This is a genomic window from Streptomyces sp. NPDC090108, from assembly GCF_044747185.1.
In the GTDB taxonomy this organism is placed as follows: Bacteria; Actinomycetota; Actinomycetes; order Streptomycetales; family Streptomycetaceae; genus Streptomyces.
In genome coordinates, this window is sequence record NZ_JBIVDQ010000002.1 from 1122808 (window position 1) to 1148402 (window position 25595).

The following is a 25595-nucleotide window of genomic DNA, read 5'->3' on the forward strand; positions in this document are numbered from 1 at the left end:
CAAATCCAAGTACCGCCCATTGACGCGGTAGTTGACGCGGGCTTAGCTTCCCTGGACGTTGGCTGAAACCTTTCACGACCGATCGGTGTGACCCATGCCAGAGCCCCCCGTCCTGGCCGTGCAGGGCCTGAGCAAGTCCTTCGGTGCCGTGCGCGCGCTCCACGACGTCTCCCTGGAACTGCGCGCCGGTCAGGCCCACGCCCTCGCGGGCGAGAACGGCGCCGGAAAGTCCACCCTCATCAAGACCCTCGCGGGCGTCCACCGCCCCGACACCGGCCGCCTGCTGTTCGACGGCGAACCCGTCGTCCTCCACAGCCCGGCCGACGCCCGCGACGCCGGGGTCGCCGTCATCCACCAGGAACCGGCGCTCTTCCCCGACCTGTCCGTCGCCGAGAACATCTTCATGGGCCGCCTGCCCCGCCGCTCCTTCCGACGCGTCGACCACCGGGCCGCGAAGCGAGCGGCCCGGGACCTGTTCGCCCGTCTCGGCGTGGATCTCGACCCCGGACAGCCCGCGCGCGGCCTCTCGCTCGCCGACCGGCAGCTCGTCGACATCGCCAAGTCGCTCTCCTTCGACGCCCGCGTCCTCGTCATGGACGAGCCGACCGCCGCCCTCACCGGAAGCGAGGCGGACCGCCTCTTCGGCGTGGTCCGCGCCCTGCGCGAACAGGGCGCCGCGATCCTGTTCGTCTCGCACCGCCTGGAGGAGATCTTCGCGCTCTGCCGGCACGTCACGGTCCTGCGCGACGGCCGACTGGTCACCAGCGAACCCCTCGACGGCCTCACCGAGGACGATCTCGTACGCCGCATGGTGGGCAGGGACCTCGGCGAGCTGTACCCGAAACAGCCGGCCGAGACCGGCGAAGTCGCCCTCGACGTACGGCGGCTGACCCGCGAGGGAGTCTTCACCGACGTCTCCTTCGCGGTGCGGCGCGGCGAGATCGTCGGCCTCGCCGGCCTGGTCGGGGCGGGCCGCAGCGAGGTCGCGCGGGCCGTCTTCGGCGTCGACCGGTGGGACAACGGATCGGTCGAGGTCTGCGGAACCTCGCTGGCGGGCGGATCCCCGAGCGCCGCCATGGCCGCGGGACTCGCCCTCGTCCCCGAGGACCGGCGCGCCCAGGGCCTGGTGATGGGCATGTCCATCGAACGCAACATCGGCCTCACCGGACTGCGCGGCACCGTACGGGCCGGAATCGTCGACCGCGGCGCCGAACGCCGCCGCGCCGCCGACTGGGCGGTCAGACTCCAGGTCAAGCACGCCCGCATCGCCGACGCCGTGAGCACCCTCTCCGGCGGCAACCAGCAGAAGGTCGTCCTCGCCAAATGGCTCGCCACCCGGCCCAGGGTGCTGATCGTCGACGAACCCACCCGCGGCATCGACATCGGCACCAAGGCCGAGGTGCACCGGCTGCTCTCCGCGCTCGCCGCCGAGGGCGTCGCCGTCCTGATGATCTCCTCCGACCTGCCGGAGATCCTCGCCATGGCCGACCGCGTCCTCGTCATGCACGAAGGACGCCTCACCGCCGACCTGCCGCGCACCGACGCCACCGAGGAGTCCGTCCTCGCGGCGGCCACCGGGAGGACCGGATGACGATCACCCAACATCCCTCCGCGCCCGCCGCCGCCCCGCGCGGATCCGGCGCGGCCCGGCTCGCGGAACGGGTCCTGCGCATCCGCGAACTCGCCCTCCTCCTCGTCCTCTTCGCGATGATCGCGGTCGCCCGGGCCGGGAACAGCGCGTTCCTCTCCACCCAGGGCGTGAAGGACCTCCTGCTCAACGCCACGATCCTGGTGCTCGTCGCCACCGGCCAGGCACTCGTGGTCATCACCCGCAACGTCGACCTGTCCGTCGGCTCCGTGCTCGGCCTCACCGCCTTCGCCGCCGGCAGCCACCTGCAGGCGGGCGGCGCCGCCCCGGCGGCCGTCCTGCTCGCGACCGTCCTCGGCACCGGCTGCGGCCTGCTCAACGGCGCCCTCGTCAGCCTCGGCCAGGTCCCCGCCCTCGTCGTCACGCTCGGCAGCCTCTACATCATCCGGGGCGCCGACTCCCTCTGGGTCGGCTCCCGCCAGATCACCGCCTCCGACCTGCCCGCCGGCTTCACCGACTTCGGCTCCGGCGGCGTCCTCGCCGTCCCCTACCTGGCCCTGATCGCCCTCGCCGCGCTCCTCGCCACCGGCGCCTACCTGCGCCACTACAGCGGGGGCCGCGAACTGTACGCGCTCGGCTCCGACCCGGAGGCGGCACTCCTCGCCGGCATCCCCGTACGCCGTCGCGTCCTCGCCGCCTACACCGCCTGCGGCGCGCTCACCGGACTCGCCGGCGCCCTCTACCTGGCCCGCTTCGGCAACGTCGACAGCTCCACCGGCAGTGGCTACGAACTCACCGTCGTCAGCGCCGTGGTCGTCGGCGGCGTCGCGTTCACCGGCGGCTCCGGCACCGTCCACGGCGCGGCCCTCGGCGCCCTGCTGCTCACCACCGTCGGCAGCGTGCTGCCCGCCCTCGGCGTCAGCTCCGTGTGGGTCCTCGCCGTCGACGGCGTCCTGCTGGTCCTCGCCATCGCCGTCGACCGGATCGTGGCCCGGCGCGTCGCCCGCACCCTGAAGAAGAGGTCCGCGTCGAACCGGAGGGACGGCCACCATGGCTGACACGCCCGCGCCGGGTACGGCCGGCCAGGACGACTCCGCCGCGTCCACGCGACGCGCCACCCGCGAGGACACCCCCGTACCCGTGCCGGGCACCGTCGGTCAGGACATCCCAGGGCCCTCGCCGCGCACCGCCGGCCAGGACACCCACTCGCCGCGTACGGCCCGCGAGGACACCCCCGCGCCCGCGCCGCACGCCCCCCGCCAGGGCGCGCCGCCGTCCCGCGCCGCCGGCCGGGGCGGTTCCCTCGCGCGCGCCGTCCGCTGGGACACGGCCGTCGGCGCGCTCCTGCTCGTCCTGCTCCTGCTCTCCTTCTCCTTCGTGGACGGCTTCGGCAACGCCCTCAACCTGTCGTTCCTGATCGGCAACACCCTGCCCACCGCGCTGATCGCCCTGCCCATGACCCTGCTCGTGGTGTCCGGCGAGATCGACCTCTCCGTCGCCTCGACCGCCGGACTGTCCGGCGCGGTGATGGGAGCCCTGTGGAACGCCGGCCTGCCCATCGAGACGATCATCCCGCTCTGCCTCCTCCTCGGCGCGGTCTGCGGACTGGCCAACGGCCTCCTCGTGACCCGCCTCGGACTGCCGTCCCTGGCCGTCACCATCGGCACCATGGCCGCCTACCGGGGCATCGCCCAGATCGTCCTCGGCTCCGACGCCGTCACCGACTTCCCCGCCCGGTACCTCGACCTCGCCGCGGGCCGCATCGACGGCACCTTCGTCCCGTACGCCCTGCCGCCCTTCCTCGCCCTCCTCGCGATCGCCGCCGTCACCCTGCACGCCACCCCGTTCGGCCGGTCCCTCTTCGCCCTCGGCGCCAACGAGGAGGCGGCACGGTTCGCCGGCGTACGCGTGCGGAGACAGCGACTCCTGCTGTTCACCGCCACCGGCCTCATGGCCTCGGCCACCGGCCTCTTCTGGGCCCTGCACTACGCCAGCGCCCGCTACGACAACGCCACCGGACTCGAACTCTCCGTCGTCGCCGCCGTCCTGCTCGGCGGCATCGACTTCGACGGCGGCCGGGGCACCCTGGGCGGCGCCCTCGCCGGGGTCTTCCTGCTCGGCACCCTGCAGAACGTGATGAGCCTGCTCGACGTCTCCGCCCAGTCCCAGATCGTCGTCACCGGCGTCCTCCTCGTCGTCTCCGTGCTGGGGCCGCGCGTCGTACGCCGGACCGCCGCCGCCCGGGCCGGCCGCAGAGCCGCCGCCACCGTCCTCCCGCGCGCCTCCTGAAGGGACCCCACCGCGATGCCCGCTCCCGGAATCCGCAAGGCGTGTGCGGCACTCGCCGCCGTCGTCACGCTCGCCCTCACCGCCACCGCGTGCGGGGGCACCACCAAGAACTCCGTCAAGGACGACGACACCGCCGCCAGGGCCTCCCACGGCAAGGCCGACCCGCACGCCCCCGTCAAGAAGGGCCTCACCGTCGCCTTCCTGCCCAAGCAGGTCAACAACCCCTACTTCACCGTCGCCGACCAGGGCGGCGAACAGGCACTGAAGGACCTCGGCTCCTCCTTCAAGGAGGTCGGCACCAACAGCGCCACCGACACCTCCGGCCAGGTCTCCTACGTCAACACCCTCACCCAGCAGCGGGTCGACGGCATCGCCGTCTCCGCTCAGGACCCCGGCGCCCTGTGCACCGCCCTCAAGCAGGCCATGAGGAACGGCATCGAGGTCGTCACCTACGACTCCGACACCGACGCCGGCTGCCGCGACGTCTTCGTCTCCCAGGCGAGCGCCGAGGCCCTCGGCCGCACCGAGGTCCAGCTCCTCGGCGAACAGCTCGGCTACAAGGGCGAGATCGCGATCCTCTCCGCCGCGCAGACCGCCACCAACCAGAACACCTGGATCGGGTTCATGAAGGACGAACTCGCCAAACCCCGCTACAAGAACATGAAGCTGGTCGGGACCGCCTACGGCAACGACGACGCCCAGCAGTCCTTCCAGCAGACCCAAGGACTCCTCCAGGAACATCCGAGGCTGGCCGGGATCATCTCCCCGACCACCGTCGGCATCAAGGCCGCCGCCCAGTACCTGTCCGGCTCCAGGTACAAGGGCAAGGTGAAGCTGACCGGCCTCGGCACCCCGAACGACATGCGCCGCTACGTCAAGAACGGCACCGTCGACGCCTTCGAGCTCTGGGACCCCGCCAAGCTCGGCGCCCTCGCCGCGCACGCCGCTGTCGCCCTGTCCTCCGGCCGCATCACCGGACAGCGGGGCGAGACCTTCCGGGCCGGCGGCCTCGGCACCTTCACGATCGGCGACAAGGGCGTCGTCGACCTCGGCGAGCCCACCGTCTTCGACAAGGACACCATCGACCGGTACAAGTTCTGACCAGGGACGCGTCCCGGCCCGCGGCCGGGAGCGGTGCCCCGCGCCCGGCATAGGCTGGGCGCGGGCGGGGGACGGCAGAACGGGAGCACAGGCGCGCATGGCAGGCAGAGTCGGCATCAAGGACGTGGCCCGGCACGCGGGGGTCTCCGTAGGCACCGTCTCGAACGTCATCAACCGCCCCGACACGGTCACCGAGGAGACCCGGCTGCGGGTCCAGGCCGTGATCGACCGGCTCGGCTACGTACGCAGCGAGAGCGCCCGCCAACTGCGCGCCGGACGCAGCCGGATCATCTCGCTCCTCGTCCTCGACATGGGCAACCCCTTCTTCGTCGACGTCGCCCGCGGCGCCGAACGCGCCGCACGCGAGGCGGGAATCGGCGTGATGGTCTGCAACAGCGACCAGAACCCCGCCGAAGAGGCCGACTACCTCGCCCTGTTCGCCGAACACCGCGTCCGCGGCGTCCTGCTCACCCCGGCCGACGCCACCGGCCGCAACATCGACGCCTTCCGCCGCCACCGCATCCCGTTCGTCCTGGTCGACCGCGTCGCCGAGGGAACCACCGAGTGCTCGGTCTCCGTCGACGACGTCGCCGGCGGCGCCCTCGCCCTGCGCCACCTCCTCGACACCGGCCACCGCTCGATCGCCTACGTCAGCGGCCCGCCCCAGCTCCAGCAGGTCAAGGACCGCCGCGAGGGCGCCCTCCTCGCCCTGGCCCAGGCCGGCCTCGCCCCCGGCGCACTGCGCGAACTGCCCACCGAACGCCTCGACGTGGCCGCCGGCCGCGACGCCGGCGCCCGCCTCCTCGGCCTCGCCGACCGCCCCACCGCGGTGTTCTGCGCCAACGACCTGCTCGCCCTCGGCGTCCTCCAGGCCCTCTACGCCGCCGGAGTCCAGGTCCCCCGGGACATCGCCATCGTCGGCTACGACGACATCGAGTTCGCCGCCGCCTCGGCCGTCCCCCTCACCTCGGTACGCCAGCCCGCCGTCACCATGGGCGCCCTCGCCACCGAACTCCTCCTGGAGGAGACCGAGTCCGGGACCACCGGCGGCCACACGCACCGCCGCGTGGTCCTCCAGCCCGAACTCGTCGTCCGGGGCTCCAGCCTGATGCCGCGCTGACTCCCGCCGCTCACCCGCTCGCGGTCAAGTCCGTTCGGAGGGGCGGATGTTCTGGTTGAGGCGGAACATGTTCGTCGGATCGTAGGCGTCCTTGACCCGCACGAGCCGTGCGTAGACCTCCTCGGGATACGAGGCGCGCACCTTGTCCTCGGCGCCGTCCCCGGTGAAGTTGACGTACATCGTGCCCCGGCCGTGGCCCGCTATCTCCTCCCGCGCCGCCCGTGCCCAGGCGACCGCCTCGCCGAAGTCCGCCGGGTCGGAGGTCCGCGCGATCACGTTGCACAGCAGGCTCGGCTCGCGCTGGCTGAAGGCCGTGGCATCGGCGGGCACCCTCGCGAACGCACCGCCCAGCTGGTGCAGATGCACCTCGGACGCGGGCGTCGGCGTCGCCAGGTGCTGCCGCAGGACGGCGTCGAGCGCCTCGTCCGTCGGCTCGACGAACGCCGACGTGAAGTAGTTGTGCGCGCCGGCCTCCCACAGCGGGTCCAGCATCCGCTGCACGGCCGTGTACGGCATCGGACCCAGGATGTCGGCGACCGGCGTCCCCAGCGCGCGCAGCGGCGCCACCGCCGCCTCACCGGAGGCGGGGTCGCCCGCGTACACGGCGCCCAGCACCACGACACGCGTGCCGTGCACCTCCGGCGGCAGGAACGGCACCGGAGGCGCCGTCGTCAGGTTCACGAGCGTCGTCAGGTCGTCGGGCAGCTCCGGAAGCAGCTCGCGCCACCCGGTGATCACCTGCTCCGCCTGCTCCAGCGGGAACACGATCAGCCCGCCCAGCACCTGCGGTCCGACCGGATGCAGCCGGAACTCCAGCGAGGTCACGATCCCGAAGTTGCCGCCACCGCCGCGCAGCGCCCAGAACAGCTCCGGGTTCTCCTCCTCGGAGGCCCGCACCACCCGGCCGTCGGCGGTGACCATCTCGACCGCCGCCAGATTGTCCGAGGCCAGCCCGTGCCGGCGCAGCAGCCAGCCCACGCCGCCGCCGAGCGTGAACCCGGAGATCCCGGTCGAGGAGACCAGTCCGCCGGTCAGGGCGAGCCCGAAGGCCTGCGTCTCGTGGTCGAGGTCGGCCCACGTCATCCCGGCCTGCGCGACCACCCTGCGCTCCACAGGATCGACGAAGGCGCCCTTCATGGGCGACAGGTCGATGACGATGCCGTCCTCGCAGGTCGAGAAGCCGGCGATGCTGTGCCCGCCGCCGCGCACCGCGACGAGCAGATCCTGACTGCGCGCGAAGTCGACGGCCCGCACCACGTCCGCGGTCCCGGCGCAGCGCACGATCAGGGCGGGACGCTTGTCGTGGGCCGCGTTCCAGACCGTGCGGGCCTCGTCGTAGCCGGGGTCGCCGGGACGCACGACGCTGCCGCGCAGCCCCGCCTCCAGCTCGGCGACGGTGGCGTCCCCCAGGATCCCCCTCGACGTGTCGACCGACATGGCCGGCTCCCTCCGTACGAGTGTTCCAGCGGATGTCCACGACCGTAGACGCGGCCTCTTAGCACTCACTCAGCAGCGGCTTCGCCGTCTCTCCGCGCGGCTGGACGGGCGTACCGCCGGTCCAGAGCGTCACGGCCCGCCGTCCGCCGGTCCAGCGCGTCACGGCCCGCCGGTCCAGCGCGTCACGGCCCGCCGGTCCAGCGCATCACGGGCCGCCGTCCGCCAGGACGCGCAGCAGGGCCGTGCCGCGCGTGTCACCGAGGCGTGTGAACAGCCCGGCCGCCCGGGCGAGCGCGGCTTCGGCGCCGTGCGGATCGCCGCCCCGGCGCAGCAGCGGCGCCAGCGTCAGCTCGACCCATCCCGCCGCCGACGTCGACCCCGGGATGTGCTCCACCGCCCGGGCACGCTCCAGCAGCGCGACGGCCCCTGCCGTGTCCCCCGTGCGGCGGGCCACCAGCCCGAGGTGGAGCAGCGTGTTGGTGACGCCGGGGAGGTCGTCGGCCTCCTCGAACCCCGTGAGGACCCGGGCGAACGTGTCCCGCGCGCCGCCGGTGTCGTCCTCGGCCAGCGCGAGCAGCCCCAGACAGCCGAGCGTGACCCCTTCCTCCCGCCGGTCGCCCAGGTCGCGCCGGATCGACAGCGCCGCCTCAAGACGCTTGCGGGCCGCGTCGAGGTCTCCGTGGCCGCGCAGGATGTTGCCGAGCACGTTCAGGGCGAGCGACTCGCCGTGCGGATCGGCCAGGGCGCGGAAGCGGTCGGCGGCACGCTCCGCCGCCGCCACCGCGGCATCATGGTCCCCCGCCAGACGGCAGGCCCACGCGTACGTCGTCAGGGCGTGGCCGAACGCCCGGGCCGGCCCCACCGCCCTCCCCGAGAGGACGGTCTCCTCGAAACACACCGACACCGGTCCGGCGGGACCCGCCTCGACCGTGTACCCCGGTGTCATGACCGGGAAGAACCGGTCGCCGCCCGTGCCGCCCGTGCCGCCCGTGCCGCCCGTGCCGCCCGTGCCGCCTGTGCCGTCCGCGACCGTTTCCTCCAGCAGCCGCAGGCTCCGCGCCAGGGCGTCACGAGCCGCCGCGCCCTCACCCCGGCACACCGCCCAGACCCCCTCCAGATGGGAGGCGGCGGCGAGAACCGACGGCTCGCCCGCGTTCCGCGCAAGGGCCTGGGCCCGGTCCAGGGCGGGGCGGGCGCGGTCCCAGGCACCGCGCATCCACAGCAGTACGGCCTGCTGGTAGTGGGCGTGCGCGCGCCCGGTCGGATCCGGATCCGTCCGCCGGCGCTGGATCGCGACGATCTCCTCGGCGACGTCCTCCAGCAGGGCGCCGTCCCCGAGCCGGATCGCCAGCACGGCACGGCCCAGCAGCGCGCGGGCCCGCTGCGGGGTGGGCGCGGGTGCGGCGGCCAGGGCGTCGTCCAGCCAGCGCCGCCCCTCGGCGAAACGCCCCCGCTCGGTCCAGAACAGCCGCAGCGCCACGGCCAGCCGCAACGCCTCCTCCGGTTCGTGGCGCAGCAGAGAGCGCAGGGCAGCCCGCAGGTTGCCATAGTCGGCCTCCAGTTCAAGGGAGGTCGGCCCCGCCGTTCCGGTGGGCGGCTCACGGTCCCGCGCCACCGCGAGGGACAGGTAGAAGCGCCGGTGCGCCGCCTCCGCCGCCGGCTGCTCCCCGGCGGCCCGCAGCCGGCCCGCGGCGTACTGCCGGATCGTCTCCGGCAGCCGGAAACGGACCTCGTCCCGCCAGGGCTCCACGCCGACCAGCGACTTGTCGACGAGCCTGCCGAGCAGGTCCAGCACGGGTGTGCCGCTCGGGGATTGGGCGGCCTCGGGGGCTGGAGCGGCCTCTGGGGCCGTGGTGCTGTTCGGCGTGGCAGTGGCCTCAGGGGCCGGATTGGGGCCCGGTACGGCAGTGGTCTCCGGGGCCGGTGTGGCGTCCAGCGCGGCAGGGGCCTGAGTCTCCAGGGTGGCAGTGGCCTGAGGGGCCTGAGTGGCGCCCGGTACGGCAGTGGGCGCCGGGCCCTGACCGGCGTCGCCGGGCGCCGGCACCGCAGCCGTCCAGAGGGCGCCCGAGCACACCGCCTCCGCCGCCGCGAGGGAGAACCCGCCCGCGAACACCGCGAGCCTGCGGAACAGGCGCCGTTCCTCCTCGTCGAGCAGACGGTGGCTCCACTCCAGAGTCGCCAGCAAGGTCTCCTGACGGGTCGCACCCCGCCTGCCGCCGGGGCCGAGCAGCGTCAGCGCGTCGTCGAGACGCTCGGCGATCTGCCGCGGGGACAGCACGTGCGCCCGCGCCGCCGCGAGTTCCAGCGCCAGCGGCATCCCGTCCAGCCGGAAGCAGATCCGCGCCACGGCCGCCGCGTTCTGCGCGGTCAGCCGGAAACCGGGGCAGGAGTCGGCCGCCCGTTCCACGAAGAGCCGCACCGCCGCGAACCGGCCCAGCTCCGCGACGGGCGGCAGCCGGCGCGGATCGGGCAGTACCAGCGAGGGCACACGGAAGGTGCGCTCCCCGTAGCTGCGCAACGGCTCCCTGCTGGTCGCGAGAACCCGCACCCCGGGACAGCGGGCCACGATCTCCTGGACCAGAGCGGCGCAGGCGTCGACAAGATGCTCGCAGTTGTCCAGCACCAGAAGTGTCTCCAGCGGACCCAGCTGGGAGATCAGCGCATCCGGCGCGCTCCCGCCCGTGCCGGAGTCCCCCCGCCCCGGCTCTCCGGAGTGCTCGGACAGGGGCACCTGGAGCCCGAGTGCCGCGGCGACGGCCTCGGGCACGAGATGCGACTCGGTCAGCGACGCCAGCCCGACGAAGGCCGCCCCGTCGCGGAACTCGCCGTCCCGCCGTCCCGCCACCGCGAGCGCCAGCCGGGTCTTCCCGCAGCCGCCGGCCCCGGTGAGCGTCAGCAGCCTGCTCCGCCCGAGCAGCCGCTCCACCTCGGCGATCTCCCGCTCCCGGCCGATCAGAGCCGTCGCCGGCACCGGCAGAGGGTGCCGGCGACCCCGGTGTCCCCGTTCGCCCGCCGCTGCCGAACCGGACCCGCCCGGGGAACCCCCGGCCGGCGAACCGGCCACAGCTGTCTCCGCCCCCACCCGACCGGTCCCATCCGAACCGGCTCCCACGGGACCGGCGCCCGTCGAACCGGCTCTCACCGGACCGGCGCCCGTCGAACCGGCTCTCACCGGACCGGCGCCCGTCGAACCGGCTCTCACCGGACCGGGCTCCATCGGGCCGGGCTCCACCGGACCCGCTGTCACCGAACCGGGGTTCATCGGGCCGGTCTCCACGGAATCGGTGAGCAGTGTCCGGTACAGGCGCCGGGTCCGTGGGTCGGGATCGGTGCCGCTGTCCCGACGTGCCGCCTCCCGCAGCCGTTCGTACACGGCCAGCGCCTCCCCGCGCCGCCCGTCGTCGGCCAGCACCCGCATCAGCGCGCGGTGGGCGGGCTCGTCCAAGGGGTTCTCGGCGACCGAGGAACGCAGTACCTCCACGGCCTCCGCAGGGCGGTGCTCGCGCGCCAGCGCCTCGCCTAGCCCCAGCCGCAACGCCGCGCACCGCGTCCGCAGGACCTCCGCCGCGTCGCTCACCCAGGGCTCGTACCGGTCCTCGGGGAGCAGCCCCGCTTCCGCCATGGCCAGCGCGGCCCGGTGCCCGGCCGCATCACCGTCCGCCAGCGCCCGCCGGGCCCGCTCGTCGAACACGTCCAGATCCACCCGCACACCCCCGTCGGGGGCGAGCAGCACCATGTCGTCGCGGAGGAGGACGACCTCGCCGCGCGCCCCCGCCGAAGCCAGCGCCCGCCGTACGGCGTGCAGCACCTGGTGCAGGTTGTTCGCGGCGGCGGCGTGGCCGAGACCGGGCCACAGCATGTCGTACACCCGCTCGCGGTGCAGACGGTGGCCCGGTGACAGGCACAGCAGTTTCAGCAGACTCCGCGCCTTGCGCAGCCGCCACGCCCCGGCGGCGACCGGGCGGTCCTCGACCGCCACGGAGAAGCCGCCGAGAAGCCGGATGTCCATTTCATCGGCCATGGATGCCCTCACGAGCAGGCTACCGTCCGGCCGGTGCCACGGCAGTCGGGCCGGTGGGCGGCGGGCGGCGGTCGGGCCGGCGGGGCGACCGCCTCCGCGGGCTGCCCGCGCGGACGCGCGCCCGGTCCTGCCGGAACGCCGACGCCCGCCCTGGCGGAACCGTGGGGGTTCCGCCAGGACGGGCGTCTTCACCGTGATCCCCCGGGCGGCCCGCCGGCCGCGCGGGACGGCGGGGTCACCGCGTGGTGGTGACGCGGTGCTCCTTGAGAGAGGCACAGTTGGAGCCGGTGACCTGCACGTACACGTTGCTGATGTTGCCGCCCCAGTCGACGCAGTGGCCCTTGCCGTAGACGTAGGCCGGTCCGGCGTACGACGTGTACTGCCCGTAGTCCTGGTCGCCCTGGTCGGTGTCGGGGACGTAGATCCAGGTGGACATGTCCCTCACCGCGCCCGGGTTGGTGCGGATGGTCGCGACGCAGTTGTTGCCGTTCGACGCGTTGTAGGTCAGGTAGACCGTGCCGAGGGAGCCGATGGGCGCCGAGTTCACGGTCTTGTAGCTGCTTCCGCAGACCTTCTGCGGAGTGGTGTTGGGTGTGGCGGACGCGGGCGCCGCCAGAGCGGCGGTGGTCCCCGCCGCGAGGCCCATCAGCGCGGTGACGGTCAGGGCGGATCGAGCGAATCGCATATTTCCCCCTTGTTGCTGTTGGATTTCCTTTCTCCTGTCTGGTGTGACTCGCAGACCATCCGGATGGTTGTACCGGTCCGCCGGACCTGTCTGAGTGGTGCGCCGGGGTGTCGATCACCCGTAGAGGGAGCGGCCTCCCGGGCTGCCCGCCGTGAAGCGCATGCCCATGGCGATCTCGTCGCCGACCACCGACCACACGGTCTCGTCGTCCTGGAACGGGAGCGGGTCCAGGTCGCCCGTCTCCCGGCGGACACGCTCGACCTCGCGTTCCAGGCGCTCGAAGCCCGCTTCCTCGTCCTCGTCGTCGGTGAACGCGAACTCCTCCAGCAGGGACTGGAACCGGGCAGTCACATGGACGAGGGAGGAGACGTCGGTGTGGAGTTCCCGCACGGTCTCCTCGTCGGCGTCGAAGGCGTGCACCTTGCCGGAACCGGGGTCGAGGGCGAGGTGGGCGTTGAGCAGCCAGCCGAAGACGGGCCAATCACCCGCGCCTTCCGGGGCGTTCCCGAAGTCCCCCGTCTCGACGACGTCCTGGACGAGGGGAAGCCGGCCGGTGCCCTCGTCGGGCTCACGCAGTGCGAGCGTCCCCATGGGCACGCCGACAGCCCGCAGGAGGCGGGCGCCCTCGGTGTCCGCGACGGAGGGCGGGAAGGCGCCGTCGGGCATCGTCGCGATCCGGTCCGCGCCGAAGAGACCCACGAGTTCGCCGCGGGTGATGTCGAAAAGCACTGCTGACACTCCGAACTCCGCATGCTGTCCCGGATCGCGTCACACCCTCTCACACCCGCTCCACCGGGCCGTGACGCGTCCCGGCGCCTGTCAGTTCCGCGGCCTGTCCTCCGACTTGTCACGGAGTTCCCGCCAGAACTGCGTATGACGCACCACGTACAGGGCGGCGAGCAGAATGACGATCTGGAGGCCGACGGCCAGCAGCCAGAAGACGATCTCGCTCGTCAACTCGTCGGTCAGATAGTTGAAGTTCATCCCGAAGAACCCGGTGATGAAGGTCAGCGGCAGGAAGATCGTCGATACGACGGTGAGCCGGTTGATCACGGCGTTCTGCTCGCCGCCCACCAGGGACGAATAGGTGACCATGACCCGCCGGGTGGCTTCCTGGAACGACTCGATCGCCGTGAGCACCTGCGCCATGTTGCGTTCGTACGTGCTGTGCAGCGCCCGCCGTTCCTCGGGGATCTCGCTGTTCACGGCCCGCCGGGCGAGGACCTCCTGCATCGCCTGCACGAAGGGCAGCAGTTCGTGATGCATCAGGGACGCGCGTCGCCGAAGGAGCGCCAGCCGGTACACCTGCTGCTGACGTCGTCGCTCGAACATCTCGTCCTCCAGATCCTCGACGTCGAGCACGCCCTGCGCGGCGGACCGGCGGAACGTCTCCAGTGCGCCCTGCAACAACAGGAACACACAGGCGAGGAGGTGGGGCGGTCTGTCGTGCGGCAGCCGGGCGATGAAGTTCCGCAGCGCCGCGACCGGCCCCCGGTGCACGGTGACCAGGAACCGCTCGCTGAGCAGGACATGGACATGGACCACGTCCTCGTCCACCATCACCGGCACGACGAACCCGCCGAGCCGGCCCTCGTACTCGGCGCGGACGGGTTCGCCTTCCCTGCCGAGCCACCCCAGTCCCTGCGGGTCCAGCCCCAGCAGGTCCGAGAGCGGTCCCGCACCCGGTGGCGCCTCCGCCGGCAGCTCGATGTCCACCAGAAGGAAGTCCGAGACCCCCATGCGCTCCCGCGCCGCCGACAGGCTGGTCAGGCTGACGGCTCCGTCCGGCATCGACACCACCGATACGATCACGCTGCACAGCCTGCGCACGGGCGGAGGCTCTCGCACGGACACCTGGGCGCAAACGCCCGAAGATCCCCCGGACAGGCGCAGCGCTGTGACCGGCATTCGAGTGACGCAGCCCGGCGGACGACCGGCGGCGACAGCGGACGCCCGAGCCGTCCACCCCGGCGGGGACACCCCTTGCCGAGGTACCTGCGCCTCTCCGCATGATCCGGCGCGCCTTCCGGGCCGCCGTGGTCGGCAGACCCCCGGAGACCTCCGGCAGACCGGGCGCGTGATCCGCAGCGACGTCGGCTGCGCTTCGGCGTGTTCCTTTCGGGTGATCCGACGCGCTGTGTCGCCTGCACAGGCTGACAGGCGAGTTGACTGTGCCGGCCGCTGCCGTGCGCATGGCCGCGTCCAGTGCGGCGGCCCGCTGAGGCGATACTGATCATCCACCCGATAACCCGTCACCGGTCGCCTGTGCGGCCTGCCTGGGGAGGTCTTGTGAGTCCGAGTCCGCGTGAAGTGTTTCTCCGGCTTGTCCATGGGGTCGCCGACCGGAAGTTCGACGAGTTGCCCGACCTGTACGGCGAAGTCACCGATGTCCGGCATCCGATGGCGACGCCGGAGGCCGAGCCGCTGACCAGCCGGCGTGCACTCCAGGAGCACTTCTCGGTGCCGCCGGAAGTCCGGGAGTCCTTGCCGAAGCGGCAGGTCGTCGATGTCGTCGTGCACGAGACGGCCGACCCCGAAGTGATCGTCGCCGAGTTCGCCTATGAGTTCACGGCGCCGGACGGCTCCACGGCCAAGGTGCCCTGCGTCTTCGTCCTGCGCGTCCGGGACGGCCGGATCATCGAGTCGCGCGACTACATCGACCCGATCCGCACGTACACGGCACGAGGGGACGCCGACCGCCTCATCGCGTCGCTGCGGAAGGCTGTTTCCTGACGTCGGGCTTGCGAGAGGTGACGTGTCACATGGCTGTTGACTGGAGGGCCGACCGGATCGGGGCCGCGCTGTGCGGGGAGAACCCGACCGTGCTGCGACGGCTCGGGGCGGGATTCGCGGTGATCGGCGACGTACAGTTCCTGCCCGGGTACTCGGTTCTCCTCGTGGACGAACCCGGCGTGCAGCGGCTGTCGGACCTGCCGAGGGCCAAGCGGCTGACGTTCCTGTCCGACATGGACCGGCTCGGTGAGGCGGTCGAGCGCGTCTGCCGCCGCTCGGATCCCGCCTTCCGCCGGGTCAACCTGGAGATCCTCGGGAACACCGACCCGTTCCTGCACGCTCACGTCTGGCCCAGGTTCGACTGGGAGCCGGCGGAGTCCGTCGGCAGGCCGGTGTGGCTCTACCCCGCAGACCGGTGGCGTGACGAGAGCTTCGGACTGGGGCCGCGCCACGACGCGCTGCGCACCGAGCTCGGCAACGAGCTGGACCGGCTCGGTGCCACGGGCTGACGCCACGCACGCGGCTGACGGGCTACGAAGTCGGCGCGGTGACCGCCCTGTTGGGCAGCGGGCTGGAGTAGACGACGCTGGTGGTGACGGCCCCCAGCCCGGCGATGCGCCCCGTCGTACGTTCCAGATCGCGCATGGACCGCGCGACGACCTTCAGCACGAAGCAGTCCTCCCCGGTCACATGGTGGGCTTCCATGATCTCCGGGGTGGACGCGACGAGATCGTGGAACGGCCTGTAGTTGCCGGTCGGATAGCGCAGCCGGACGAAGGCCATGATGCCGAGCCCGAGCCGTTCGGGGTCCACGACGGCGGAGTAGCCGCGGATCACGCCGCTCTCCTCTAGCCGGCGCACCCGTTCGGTGACGGCGCTGGGCGACATCGACACCGCCCGCGCGAGTTCGGCATAGCTGGCCCGTCCGTCGCGTTGGAGGGCGTCCAGGATGCGGGCATCGGTGTCGTCCAGGGATTCAGCGGCCATGACCGATTATCACCGCGGAATCCCCGGGGAGGTACAGGGAACCCCCTTGATCGTCGGTTCAGACAGGACGGGGAACTCCATAGCGTTCTCCCCATGGTTGACAACGACATGAGCCCGGCGCTCCGTGTGCCGCCCGCGGCCCCGGCGGAGGCCGCCGCCTTCTTCACCGCGCGCCTGACCTTCCAGGCCGACGTGTCCGACGTCGGTGCCTCCCTCGCCTCGGGCGACCCCGGATTCGTCCTGGTCGATTCACGCGCGGCCGCCGGCTGGGCGCAGGGTCACGTGCCGGGTGCGCTGCACCTGCCGGTGGCCGACATCCCGGAACGTGCTCCGGACCTGCTGGATCCGCGGATCCCGGTCGTCACGTACTGCTGGGGGCCGGGCTGCGACGGCGCCACCCGCGCCGCCCTCGCTCTCGCCCGGCTCGGCTACCGGGTCAAGGAGATGATCGGCGGCATCGAGTACTGGATCCGCGAGGGGTTTCCGGTGGAGAGCGCGACCGGCACCGAACGGCGCGCGGCCGACCCACTGACCGCGCCTGCCGGCTCCGTCACCTGCGCCTGCTGAGAGCTCCGCCGGACGGGCCGGGCGCACCGGCGCGCGCCGCCCGGCCCGTCGTCGTACCCGCGGCCCCGGGTTCCCGAACCGTGGCTCCGGGTTCCCGTACCCGTGGCCGAGGGTTCTCGCCCGCGTGGCCGCGGGTTCTCGTCTCCGGGGTCCCCGATCGCCGCCGTCGGCAGCCGTTTAGGGTCGGCCCATGTCGAGAACCACACCGCCGCGTCCGATCGATGTCGAGGCGCTGTTCCCCGAGCTGTCGGCCCACCGCGGCACCACCACCCGGCTGCATCCCCGCCCGGGCCGCCCGGGCGTCGAGGACAGCTCGGTGGGCGGTCCGCTGCTGTGGCCGGCGGACGAGCCCTGGCCGGTGTGCACCGAGCCGCATGACCACGCGCACGGCAGGCGTCCGGCGGACATCCGCCGGGAGCGTCAGGTGCAGGCTTCCGTACGACGCCGGGACCTGGACCCCGGCTGCACCGAAGAGGAAGCGGCACAGCTGGAGCGGCTCCGCGAGAAGCACCGGACACCGGCGGCCGGTGCGGATGATCCGCTGCCGTTGATCGGTGTCGCCCAGCTCTACAGCCGGGACCTTCCCGACCTGCCGGCCGGCCCGGACGGCTGCGATCTGCTCCAGGTGTTCTGGTGCCCCTTCGACGCCCACGGTCCGAGCGGCTACGGGATGCTGCTCGACCTTCGCTGGCGCAGGTCGGCGGAGGTCACCGAGGTGATGACGCGGCCGCCGTGGCCGGAGGTGGTCGGCTTCGACGGTTACGTGCCGGAGCCGTGCGTGTTGCATCCCGAGCAGGTGGCCACGTACCAGTACGCCGGGCTCCTGCCGGAGGAACTGGGTGCCCGCATCGACGACTGGGACGCGGCTCAGGAGGAGGCGCGGGAGGAGCTGGAGGAGGCCGGGCAACCGGACGAGGCCGACGGCCCGGCGACCGAGGACGCTCCGCGGCCGCCGGCGTGCTACCAGTACGACCTCTCCATCCCGCCGGGCTGGCGGGCCGGCGGTTTCGCCTCCTGGCACGTCACCGACCCGTATCCGATGGACTGCCCCACCTGCTCGGCTCCGATGCATCTGCTGCTGACCGTCGACAGCTCGGAGTGGGACGGCGGCAGCGGCAGTTGGCAGCCCCTGGAGGAACAGGGGCTGCCCCCGCACCCGTTCGCGACACCGACCGAGGTGACCGTGGGCCGCTGGGGCGAACTGAACATCTTCGCCTGCCCCGAGGAACCCGCTCACCCGCACCGCTGGAGCATCCAGTAGGGCGCTGGACACGAGCCGCAACACTTCGCCCGGCAGCCCGGCAGCCCGGCAGCCCGGCAGCCCGGCAGCCCGGCAGCCCGGCAGCCCGGCAGCCCGGCAGCCCGGGACCGGGACCGGGACCGGGGCCGGGGCCGGGGCCGGGACCGGGACCGGGACCGAGGATGGTCCTGCGGTCCCGGCCACCGGGGAGCCGGTCAGGAAGGCAGTGTCCAGCTCTGGTTGGCCGCGCCGGTGCACGTCCAGATCTGCAGGCGTGTCCCGTTGGCGCTGCTGGGACCCGTGGCGTCCAGACACTTCCCGGACTGCGGGTTCACGAGCGAACCCGCGGCGCCCGGCTGCCACTTCTGGGCGCCGGTCCCGTTGCAGTCGTACAACTGGACGGTCGAGCCGTCGGCGGTGCCGCCCGAGGTGATGTCCATGCACTTGCCGAGTGCCTGGAGGCTGCCGTCGCCGGCGACGGTCCAGTTCTGCGCCCCGCTGCCGTTGCAGTCGTACAGCTGCACGGCCGTGCCGTTGGCGGAGGAGGCGCCCGCGACGTCCACGCACTTGCCGCCGTAGCCGCGTACCGGGCCGGTGCTGCCGGACGGCGGCGGGGTGACCGGGCCGGACTGGCCGCCGACCCACCGCAGGCCCTGGATGAGCAACTGGTTCTGCTGGGTACTGGCGAAGGTGGAGGACAGGGTCGTGTTCGTGGCGTAGTCCATGGCGTTGTGGCCGAAGTTCGCGTAGATCATCCTGTAGTTGCGGTTCGACCAGACGACCGGGTAGAAGCCGCTGTACCAGGACTGGTTCGGGTCGGTGCCGACCGGGAAGGTCGACGGAGCCATCGAGGCGAGGATGTCGATGGCGGGGTTCTGCCGCAGGTCGTTCTGCCAGCTGTACCACTCGCTGACCGACGAGGTGATCGTCGCCGGCAGACCCGCGGCGGCCGGATGGTCGCGGTCGCCGATGGTGAGCGTCTCGGCGGTGGGCCCCCAGGTGTTGGTCCGGAAGGTGCCGGTGCCGAGGAAGGTGTTGTGGTACCAGGGCCAGTCGCCGGTGTCCGTCGTGAACGCCGAGACGTGGAAGCCGAAGAAGCCGCCGCCGTTGTTCATGAAGGTCTGGAACGCCGACTGCTGCGCCGCGGTGTGGGGGTAGTCGTCGAGGAACATCACCACCTGGTAGCCGGCCAGGTTCGCGGTGTTGAGCCGGCTCCAGTCGTTGGTCGCGGTGTACGAGAACCCGTACTGCGACGCGGTCTGCGGGAACCAGGAGTTGGCCTCGTGGACGAAGCTGATGTGGGCGGCGTCGTACGTCCCGTCGTAGAACGCGAGCACCTTGAAGGCGGGTGCGGCCTGGGCGCTGTGCGCCGGTCCGGCCGACAGGCCGAGCAGTACGGCCAGCAGCACGGACAGCCGTGTCAGGGTCCGGGACAGCCGGCGCGCGGTGCGGGATCCGACCATGGGGCGTCCTTCCTCGTACGTGGGGGAGCGGAGGACAGGGGGAGCGGGCGTGCTCTCATTCATGGATGTAGACCCAGTTCATGCCCATGTCAACACTCTGGTCCAGACCAGAAGCGGTGCGCCCCGGCGTCCGCCGCCGCCGCGTGCGGTGCGCGGCGGCTTTCGCGGCGACCCCGTCCGTGGCGAGTGAGGACGCGGCGGCGGTGTCTTGGTCGCGCAGGGCGGGCAGGAAGCGGTCGGCCGTACTGTGTTCCGTGGTGGCGGTGAGGCCGGACGGGGCGACGGCGTGTCCGTTCCAGCGCAGCGTGATCTCCGGCCAGGGGACGCCGCCCGTGGTGCAGTAGAGCGTGGCCGCCGCGTCCCCGGTGCCGTCGCCGTCGAGGTCGCCGAACGTCAGCAGGTCTCCACGTGGCTGTCCGGTCTCCTCCCAGGCCAGGCCCATCACGCCGTGCTGTGCCGGGATGTCCGGCAGCTCGCCGCCGCTGAGCCGTCCGCCTTTGTGCCCGCAGGCCGCGGGCACGGGAGCGGCGAGCAGGCTCGACGCGGTCACCGGCTGCCGGGACTGTATGTCGTCCGCGACGGCCCCGAGCGCCTCGTTGGTGAGCTCGACGCCCCGCATGAGGTCGGGGCGGAAGCACGCCCCCGCGAACGCCTTCAGCGGAACGTCGGCGACATCGGCCTTGCTGACCAGCCCCAGGCGCGGTCCCGGGGCGTCGGTCGTGCCGCAGACGGGGTCGAGCCGGCAGCCGCAGGACACCGTCCTCGACGCGTCGGCGCCCTGGAGCGCGGAACCGGCACCCGTGGCGGTGGTGGCGAACGCCAACTGCTCCGGCCCTGGCGCCCCTTGTCACCCAGGTGTGGTCCAGCGGGTGGTGAACAGGGCGCACTCCAGCAGGTCGGCCCCCGCGTCCGGCGGCCAGCCGCCGACCTTGCTCAGCTGCCTGGCTGCCGCCTGCAGGAACGAGAGGTACACCTCGTAGCGGTGAGGAGACCATCCTCCGTCCGACCACACCCAGGCAGCCACCGACCCGTCGGGGTCGTAGCCGGTGTCCTTCCCGACCTGGGCCGCCAGCCCACGCATCCGCCGGGCCAGGACCTGGTCGAGGACGAGTGGCTGTGGCCCCTGCCCCGTCGGGACCGCCTGTCCGGCGAAGTAGAGGAACTTGGTGAAGAACGACGGTCCCAGCCCGTTGGACGGCAGGAGCAGAACCTCGTAGGCGCGCCGTGCGTCGTCCTCGCGCAGTGCGGCGACAGCCTTGGCGAGCACGTTCTCCAGGTCATCGGCGGCAAGTATGTTCTTCAGCGTGGTCGGCCCGCTGCCGGCCGGGGTGCCGCTCTTGCCTTTGCCCCACACATAGGTGGCGACCAGGGCCTCGGTGTACGCCTCGCGTCCGAGCGCGTCCGCGACGGCCGACGCCACCAGCGCCCTGCTGATCTCGGCGTCTCCCGCGCTGGAACGGGATGCCAGCGCCGCGGGCCACGGGGTGATCTCCGCCCACCGGGCGGGTGTGTAGTGCACGGTGTGTGCACCCGGGGTCGCGTCCGGATACCGGCCCGCGTTCTCGCTCCACCAGTGCACCAGGGCCGCGACGACCTCCTCGGGCAGCCCCCGAGCGGCCATCTCCCCGTCCACCGCGTCCGCCCTGCTCTGCCTGTCGTCGTCCAACGTTCCCCCACATCAACGGTAGTGATGCCCCATGCCTCCTCCGGGGCCCGGAAGAAGGAGTTTCACACCGTGACGGTGATTTGGGTAGTAAAGGAGCCTGGCGGCCGCATCGTTGTCCGTGGCGCCGCCGGGCCGGGTGAGGCGGGAGGGGTGCGGAGGGCGATCTCCGCCGGCGCGAGGGCGGTGGCGTGATTGTGGGTGGTGGACCGGGGTCGGCGATGGCTTTCCGGAGCGGGTGCCGGGGGTGCGGTCGCGGAGGCGCAGGGGGGCGGGGACCGCTTGGGGACCGCCCCGGGTGGGGCTGTTCGACGCGAAGCGACGAGTGGGTGGCGGGAGAGGGGCGGGATGCGGAAGCGCGCGCGTGCCGTCGTGATCCGGTCGAACCCGAAACCGCCCCGTCCGTCTCCCGCGACGCTCGGATAGCATGATCGCACTTACGACGAACGCCCTGATCACCCGCCCTTCACCGGAAAACCGTGCTATCCGGCTCGAAGGGTGACCAATTGGACTTACATCTAACAAAGCGGCCAGACAATTGATACCTAGAACATCGCGGGTGTTCTCGCGAACAGACTGCAGAGCCACGTTCGCCGCGTGGCGTCGACCGCGGGTGCTGCTGTGGGCCGCGGCGGGTTCGGTGACCCTCGGATTCCTCGTCGCGCTGGAGGTCGCCGCGCGTCACTACGGTCTGCCGGGGCCGATCACCACGCAGGCGCAGGAGGTGATCTTCGCGCCCAAGTCCGGCTTCCTGCTGTACGCCAGCATGGGGCTCATGATGGTGGTGCTCACCTGGCGCGAGCGCTTCATCGCGGCCGGTGTCGCGATCGGCATCGACATCACCGTCTTCCTGGTGCGCTGGGCGGCCGGTGCCGAGGTGAAGGAGGGGCATCCCTTCGGAAACGGTGCTCTGTGGGTGATTCTGGGTTACGCGGTCATCGCTCTCACGCGCCGCACGGGCCAGGAGCGCACGCTGCTGCTGAAGGGCGTCGGACTCGGCCTGCTTCTGGTGACCGGCCGCAAGACCGGTGACACCTGGCTGCTCATCACCTCCAGGACCCGCCCCATGGTGCTCGATCAGTACGTGGCGACCGCCGACCACGCGCTGGGCAACCCGTCGTGGGTGGTGGGCCGGCTCCTCGACGCCACCAGCCCTGTAGGGCCCCATCTCCTCGACTGGGTCTACACACAGCTCGCGGTCGCCGCCGTCTTCGTCGCGCTCTACCAGCTGCGCAATGTGGCGGCCGAGCGCCGCTTCCCGCGTCACCATCTGGTGCGCACCTTTCTGCTCATCGGCCTCCTCGGGCCCGGCATCTATATGCTCTTCCCGACGGTCGGACCGGTCTTCGCCTACGGCGCCGACGGCGGACACTGGGCGGTGGCCAACCTGTGGCCCCACACCCCGACCCCGCTCGGCACCCCGCACGCCATGGCGTTCGACGCGATCACCCCGCGCAACTGCATGCCGAGCCTGCACACCGCCTGGGCCACGACGATCTTCATCCACTCCCGCAAGGGCCCGAGGGCACTGCGGTTCGCCGGCACGTTCTGGCTGATCGCCACACTCGGTGCGACGCTGGGGTTCGGCTACCACTACGGCGTGGACCTCATCGCCGGCGTGGTGTTCGCCCTCACCGTCGAGGCGGGCCTGCGCACCTTCGACCGAGGCTGGGACCGGCAGGGAATCCAGCTGGTCGCCCACGGCGCGACCGTCTTCGTCGCGCTCCTGGTGTCGTACCGCTGGCTGCCGACGCAGATGGCCGCGCACGCCTGGGTGTCCGGACCGCTCCTCCTCCTGGCGATGGCCTCGGTGATTTACGCCTACATGCGCACCACCAGGGTGTGGGAACCGGTCGTCATCCCGGCCCCGCGGCCGGAGCCGGCACCCGAACTGAAGCTGGTGCGCTGACGGCGGGCCGAGCCGATGAGAGGCCGCCGGCCGACGCGGAAGTCGTCCGGTGGTGTGAGTGCCGCCCGCCGATGTGCGGGCGGCACTCGTGTATCCGGGGGAGGAGCAGCACCCCTCCCCGGGGCAGGGGGCATCGCGCATCCACCCGAGTCCCCGAGCCGCCGCCGACCTCGGTCGTCACGGGTCAAGGACTTGTCCACGCCTCACCGTTGCCGGAAACTGTCCGCCGCGGCGAGGATCGACACGGCTACGCTCGGGCCGGAAACGCCGGTGGTGCGGGACGTCGAAGGAGTGGTGATGAGCCGGCCGCTGTTGTTCCTCGATGTGGACGGGCCCCTCAATCCCTACGCGGCCAAGCCGGAGAGGCGCCCCCACGGCTACGTCACGCTCCGGGTGCCCCGCCGCGGTCCGATGCCCTGGGAACGCGGCGGGTCTCTGCTCCGCAGGCGATTCCGCAGGGTCTGGCTCAACCCGGACCACGGCCCGGCATTGTCGGGCCTCGACTACGAACTGTGCTGGGCCACCGCGTGGATGGCGGAGGCCAACCGCTGGCTCGCCCCGGAACTCGGCCTCCCCGAACTCCCCTTCGTCGACTTCGGCGACGCCCTGCTCCGGGAGCGGCCCGACGGAGTCCACTGGAAGACCGCCCCGCTGGTCGAGTACGCCGACGGCCGCCCCTTCGCCTGGGTGGACGACGAACAGAGCGATCTGGACGAGACGTACGTGAGGGCCCACCACCGCGCCCCCGCGCTGCTGCACCATGTCGACCCGAGGATCGGCCTGCGCGAGAACGACTTCCAGACCCTCGCCGGGTTCGCCGGTTCATCAAGGACGGGGGCACCGGGCACCGGGCCCCTCGGTGACTGACGCCCATCACCTTGCCGTGCCGGTCTCCCTCTTCCGGAGCCGGCGCAGCACGCCGGGGGAGGAGCGGTGTACCGGCTGCCGCGCCGCTCTCACACCGGTGGGATCAGGTCAGGCCGTACACCCAGGGCCGTGATGTCCTCGCGGACGGTCGTCACGAACCGCCGTATCTCCGCCGTGAGGACCTCCCGGGTCACCGGTGAGGACACGTGCGGCTCGGCGACCGAGCCGATCCGCCATCCCTCCTCCGATTCCGTGATCCGTACGATGCCCACCTCCGCGTAGGACATCGAGTCGAACGCGAAGTCATCGTGCTCGCCGCCGGTTGCGAAGTCATCGTGCTTGCCGCCGGTTGCGAAGTCATCGTGCTCGCCGCCGGTTGCGAAGCCATCGTGCTCGCAGTCGGTCTGCCGGAGCCAGTGCGCGAGAGCGCGCGCCAGTTCGGCCACCGGGAACAGGCCCTCGGCGAAGACCACTTGAGCACCGTCACGGATGACCAGATCGGCTTCCAGGTCCACGAGCAGGATCGCCGCGTCCGCCGTGCCGGGTTCCATGCCGCGCCGGATCAGGTCCGGCATTCCCAGGTTCTGGTACACGAACTCCACCGGCATCCGGCTCTCCCGAGCACTCAAGGGCCACACATCCGCAGGTCACCCGTACGTCGAAGTTATCAAGCCCGGGCTTCCTGCCGGCCACCCCGGCCTCGCCACCGCTCGGCCCAAGGCTCTCCGCCCGCCCCACCCGCACCTCCCCGCCGGACAGGCCCTAAGCTCTCCCGCGGTGGGCCGCGGGCCGACCCGCGAAGACGCTCGCCCGAAGCCGTGCGAGCGATCGCTCGACCGTGGACGTCGTGTCCGCCGGCGAACCGCCCCCGAACCGCGCCGCCCGATGACCTGCCGTGCACCGCGCCGCGCCGAACCGCCCCACGCGGCCGCGTGCCGCACCCCCGTCGTACGTCACGTCCGGCGTCCGACCCGCCAGGAACGAGGTCCCGCATGCCCCGATGGTCCGCCGCGCTCACCGAGGCCGGTATCGGCGACGCGCGACTGCGGCGGGACTTCGACGTCCAGCGCAGACTCGTGCGACGGTACCGGCGCGAGGAGTACCTCGCGGTACGGCTGCTGCTCCCGGCCGGACTGCGGCCCCATGTGGTCGCCGTGGTGGCCTTCATGCACGAGACCGATCGCCGGATCGATCTCGGGGACGCGCGGTCCCGGCAGGACGCCCTCCGTGCCTGGAGCGAAGAGGTGCGGGACGCTCTGGACGGAGCGGAGTCCGGGCAGCCCGCACTCCGGGCCCTGGTGGAAGTGGTCCGGCAGCACCCCGAACTGGGCTCGCGAGTGCGGGACTTCATGAACGGCGCCCCGGTGGAAGCCGCCTGGAGAGGCTTCGGTACCGAGGCCGACTTCCAGGACTACGTCGACCGGTACTCCATGCCCGCCCTGATGCTCACCGCATCCCTGATCGGCCCCGGTCCGGGAACCGGAACCCACGAACCGTTCGTCCAGGGGTGCCGGAAGCTGATCGAGGCCATGCAGCGCACCGACTTCCTCGCCGACCTGCCCGAGGACCTGGAGGAAGGACGCGTCGGTGTGCCCGCGGACGCGCTCGCGCGGCAGGGGCTGGACTTCGGCGCACTGCGGGAGCGCCCGCAGGAGAGCGTCTCCGCGATGGCCGAAGTGGTCGACGGCCAAGTCGCCCTCGCAGCCGAGGCGTTCGGTGAGTGCCGCGATCTGCCCACTCTCGCCGAGCCGCGGTACCGGCCCTTCCTGCGGGCACTCGTCTCCGTCCAGGAACTCCGCCTGCGCGCGGTCGAGCAGGCAGGCGGATCGCTCCTCGGCAGCGGAGCCGACCCGTCCCTCACGGGTGCCGTGCGTGTCCTGTGGCGTGAGTACCGGGCGGTCCGTCGCGTAAGGGGCTGACGCCGG

The 25595-nt window shown here is 72.3% G+C and carries 22 protein-coding genes; 12 read left to right on the forward strand and 10 right to left on the reverse strand.

The annotated features are described in order from the left end of the window. The first annotated feature begins 94 nt into the window (after positions 1 to 94). The 5 genes from ACIPRD_RS09955 to ACIPRD_RS09975 all read left to right on the forward strand — a co-directional run bounded on the left by ACIPRD_RS09955 (position 95) and on the right by ACIPRD_RS09975 (position 6098). Entirely contained in the window at positions 95 to 1591 is a 1497-nt protein-coding gene (locus tag ACIPRD_RS09955; RefSeq protein ID WP_401561736.1) for a sugar ABC transporter ATP-binding protein, read from the forward strand. After that, on the forward strand, positions 1588 to 2646 hold the full coding sequence (locus tag ACIPRD_RS09960; RefSeq protein ID WP_356410178.1) for an ABC transporter permease: 1059 nt from the start codon (positions 1588 to 1590) through the stop codon (positions 2644 to 2646). The genes ACIPRD_RS09955 and ACIPRD_RS09960 overlap by 4 nt, the downstream gene beginning before the upstream one ends. Next, the gene (locus ACIPRD_RS09965; protein ID WP_401561739.1) at positions 2639 to 3877 is read left to right on the forward strand and encodes an ABC transporter permease; all 1239 of its coding nucleotides are present in this window, start codon (positions 2639 to 2641) and stop codon (positions 3875 to 3877) included. The genes ACIPRD_RS09960 and ACIPRD_RS09965 overlap by 8 nt, the downstream gene beginning before the upstream one ends. 15 nt (positions 3878 to 3892) lie before the next feature. Further along, positions 3893 to 4978, forward strand: coding sequence for a rhamnose ABC transporter substrate-binding protein (gene rhaS / locus ACIPRD_RS09970; RefSeq protein WP_401561741.1), 1086 nt, complete (start codon positions 3893 to 3895; stop codon positions 4976 to 4978). Positions 4979 to 5075: 97 nt separating this feature from the next. Further along, positions 5076 to 6098, forward strand: a complete 1023-nt coding sequence (locus tag ACIPRD_RS09975) for a LacI family DNA-binding transcriptional regulator (RefSeq protein ID WP_356410169.1) — start codon at positions 5076 to 5078, stop codon at positions 6096 to 6098. A gap of 24 nt (positions 6099 to 6122) precedes the next feature. On the opposite strand, the gene ACIPRD_RS09980 is transcribed toward ACIPRD_RS09975, so the two are convergent. The 5 genes from ACIPRD_RS09980 to ACIPRD_RS10000 all read right to left on the reverse strand — a co-directional run bounded on the left by ACIPRD_RS09980 (position 6123) and on the right by ACIPRD_RS10000 (position 14053). After that, positions 6123 to 7535: an FAD-binding oxidoreductase gene (locus tag ACIPRD_RS09980; protein WP_401561744.1), complete on the reverse strand. Its 1413-nt coding sequence runs from the start codon at positions 7533 to 7535 to the stop codon at positions 6123 to 6125. Between the two features lie 205 nt (positions 7536 to 7740). Continuing rightward, entirely contained in the window at positions 7741 to 11556 is a 3816-nt protein-coding gene (locus tag ACIPRD_RS09985) for a tetratricopeptide repeat protein (protein WP_401561747.1), read from the reverse strand. A 235-nt stretch (positions 11557 to 11791) separates the two neighbouring features. Continuing rightward, a complete protein-coding gene (locus ACIPRD_RS09990; protein WP_356410161.1) occupies positions 11792 to 12241 on the reverse strand; it encodes a spore-associated protein in 450 nt (149 codons plus the stop codon). Between the two features lie 114 nt (positions 12242 to 12355). After that, positions 12356 to 12970, reverse strand: coding sequence for an SUKH-4 family immunity protein (locus ACIPRD_RS09995; protein WP_401561937.1), 615 nt, complete (start codon positions 12968 to 12970; stop codon positions 12356 to 12358). A gap of 90 nt (positions 12971 to 13060) precedes the next feature. Next, positions 13061 to 14053 (reverse strand): CorA family divalent cation transporter, encoded by a 993-nt coding sequence (locus tag ACIPRD_RS10000; RefSeq protein WP_356410159.1) that lies wholly within the window; start codon positions 14051 to 14053, stop codon positions 13061 to 13063. A 498-nt stretch (positions 14054 to 14551) separates the two neighbouring features. Between ACIPRD_RS10000 and ACIPRD_RS10005 the strand changes: the two genes are divergently transcribed. Both ACIPRD_RS10005 and ACIPRD_RS10010 read left to right on the forward strand, forming a co-directional pair. Further along, positions 14552 to 14974, forward strand: a complete 423-nt coding sequence (locus ACIPRD_RS10005) for a nuclear transport factor 2 family protein (protein ID WP_356410157.1) — start codon at positions 14552 to 14554, stop codon at positions 14972 to 14974. Positions 14975 to 15003: 29 nt separating this feature from the next. Beyond that, the gene (locus tag ACIPRD_RS10010; RefSeq protein ID WP_401561751.1) at positions 15004 to 15483 is read left to right on the forward strand and encodes a diadenosine tetraphosphate hydrolase; all 480 of its coding nucleotides are present in this window, start codon (positions 15004 to 15006) and stop codon (positions 15481 to 15483) included. A 22-nt stretch (positions 15484 to 15505) separates the two neighbouring features. On the opposite strand, the gene ACIPRD_RS10015 is transcribed toward ACIPRD_RS10010, so the two are convergent. Beyond that, positions 15506 to 15961, reverse strand: a complete 456-nt coding sequence (locus ACIPRD_RS10015; RefSeq protein WP_401561754.1) for an Lrp/AsnC family transcriptional regulator — start codon at positions 15959 to 15961, stop codon at positions 15506 to 15508. Between the two features lie 93 nt (positions 15962 to 16054). Between ACIPRD_RS10015 and ACIPRD_RS10020 the strand changes: the two genes are divergently transcribed. Together ACIPRD_RS10020 and ACIPRD_RS10025 are read left to right on the forward strand one after the other, a co-directional pair. After that, a complete protein-coding gene (locus tag ACIPRD_RS10020) occupies positions 16055 to 16528 on the forward strand; it encodes a rhodanese-like domain-containing protein (RefSeq protein ID WP_356410148.1) in 474 nt (157 codons plus the stop codon). 190 nt (positions 16529 to 16718) lie between these two features. Then, positions 16719 to 17789, forward strand: a complete 1071-nt coding sequence (locus tag ACIPRD_RS10025) for a hypothetical protein (protein WP_401561757.1) — start codon at positions 16719 to 16721, stop codon at positions 17787 to 17789. A gap of 194 nt (positions 17790 to 17983) precedes the next feature. Here ACIPRD_RS10025 and ACIPRD_RS10030 read toward each other — a convergent pair whose 3' ends face one another. Genes ACIPRD_RS10030 through ACIPRD_RS10040 form a run of 3 tightly spaced genes read right to left on the reverse strand, consistent with a single transcriptional unit; the run spans position 17984 to position 20897 of the window. After that, positions 17984 to 19231 carry a ThuA domain-containing protein gene (locus ACIPRD_RS10030; RefSeq protein ID WP_401561760.1) on the reverse strand — a complete coding sequence of 416 codons (1248 nt, stop codon included), beginning with the start codon at positions 19229 to 19231 and terminating at the stop codon, positions 17984 to 17986. A gap of 55 nt (positions 19232 to 19286) precedes the next feature. Further along, on the reverse strand, positions 19287 to 20054 hold the full coding sequence (locus ACIPRD_RS10035; protein ID WP_401561762.1) for a hypothetical protein: 768 nt from the start codon (positions 20052 to 20054) through the stop codon (positions 19287 to 19289). A 24-nt stretch (positions 20055 to 20078) separates the two neighbouring features. After that, the gene (locus ACIPRD_RS10040; RefSeq protein ID WP_401561765.1) at positions 20079 to 20897 is read right to left on the reverse strand and encodes a hypothetical protein; all 819 of its coding nucleotides are present in this window, start codon (positions 20895 to 20897) and stop codon (positions 20079 to 20081) included. Between the two features lie 556 nt (positions 20898 to 21453). Between ACIPRD_RS10040 and ACIPRD_RS10045 the strand changes: the two genes are divergently transcribed. Next, complete coding sequence (locus ACIPRD_RS10045; protein WP_356410134.1) at positions 21454 to 22803, forward strand: phosphatase PAP2 family protein; 1350 nt, start codon at positions 21454 to 21456, stop codon at positions 22801 to 22803. Between the two features lie 297 nt (positions 22804 to 23100). Further along, entirely contained in the window at positions 23101 to 23670 is a 570-nt protein-coding gene (locus tag ACIPRD_RS10050) for a hypothetical protein (RefSeq protein ID WP_401561768.1), read from the forward strand. A gap of 89 nt (positions 23671 to 23759) precedes the next feature. On the opposite strand, the gene ACIPRD_RS10055 is transcribed toward ACIPRD_RS10050, so the two are convergent. Then, the gene (locus ACIPRD_RS10055) at positions 23760 to 24299 is read right to left on the reverse strand and encodes a hypothetical protein (protein ID WP_401561771.1); all 540 of its coding nucleotides are present in this window, start codon (positions 24297 to 24299) and stop codon (positions 23760 to 23762) included. Positions 24300 to 24662: 363 nt separating this feature from the next. On the opposite strand from ACIPRD_RS10055, the gene ACIPRD_RS10060 reads away from it, so the two are divergent. Beyond that, positions 24663 to 25589 (forward strand): squalene/phytoene synthase family protein, encoded by a 927-nt coding sequence (locus ACIPRD_RS10060; RefSeq protein WP_401561774.1) that lies wholly within the window; start codon positions 24663 to 24665, stop codon positions 25587 to 25589. Positions 25590 to 25595 lie beyond the last annotated feature (6 nt).

Coding starts and splice junctions, on each gene's coding strand:
- ACIPRD_RS09980 (WP_401561744.1), bottom strand. CDS start 7,535: ATGTCGGTCGACACGTCGAGGGGGATCCTGGGGGACGCCACCGTCGCC.
- ACIPRD_RS09955 (WP_401561736.1), top strand. CDS start 95: ATGCCAGAGCCCCCCGTCCTGGCCGTGCAGGGCCTGAGCAAGTCCTTC.
- ACIPRD_RS10030 (WP_401561760.1), bottom strand. CDS start 19,231: ATGGTCGGATCCCGCACCGCGCGCCGGCTGTCCCGGACCCTGACACGG.
- ACIPRD_RS10050 (WP_401561768.1), top strand. CDS start 23,101: ATGAGCCGGCCGCTGTTGTTCCTCGATGTGGACGGGCCCCTCAATCCC.
- ACIPRD_RS09960 (WP_356410178.1), top strand. CDS start 1,588: ATGACGATCACCCAACATCCCTCCGCGCCCGCCGCCGCCCCGCGCGGA.
- ACIPRD_RS10060 (WP_401561774.1), top strand. CDS start 24,663: ATGCCCCGATGGTCCGCCGCGCTCACCGAGGCCGGTATCGGCGACGCG.
- ACIPRD_RS10025 (WP_401561757.1), top strand. CDS start 16,719: ATGTCGAGAACCACACCGCCGCGTCCGATCGATGTCGAGGCGCTGTTC.
- ACIPRD_RS09990 (WP_356410161.1), bottom strand. CDS start 12,241: ATGCGATTCGCTCGATCCGCCCTGACCGTCACCGCGCTGATGGGCCTC.
- ACIPRD_RS09975 (WP_356410169.1), top strand. CDS start 5,076: ATGGCAGGCAGAGTCGGCATCAAGGACGTGGCCCGGCACGCGGGGGTC.
- ACIPRD_RS09985 (WP_401561747.1), bottom strand. CDS start 11,556: ATGGCCGATGAAATGGACATCCGGCTTCTCGGCGGCTTCTCCGTGGCG.
- ACIPRD_RS09965 (WP_401561739.1), top strand. CDS start 2,639: ATGGCTGACACGCCCGCGCCGGGTACGGCCGGCCAGGACGACTCCGCC.
- ACIPRD_RS10010 (WP_401561751.1), top strand. CDS start 15,004: ATGGCTGTTGACTGGAGGGCCGACCGGATCGGGGCCGCGCTGTGCGGG.
- ACIPRD_RS10020 (WP_356410148.1), top strand. CDS start 16,055: ATGGTTGACAACGACATGAGCCCGGCGCTCCGTGTGCCGCCCGCGGCC.
- ACIPRD_RS10015 (WP_401561754.1), bottom strand. CDS start 15,961: ATGGCCGCTGAATCCCTGGACGACACCGATGCCCGCATCCTGGACGCC.
- rhaS (WP_401561741.1), top strand. CDS start 3,893: ATGCCCGCTCCCGGAATCCGCAAGGCGTGTGCGGCACTCGCCGCCGTC.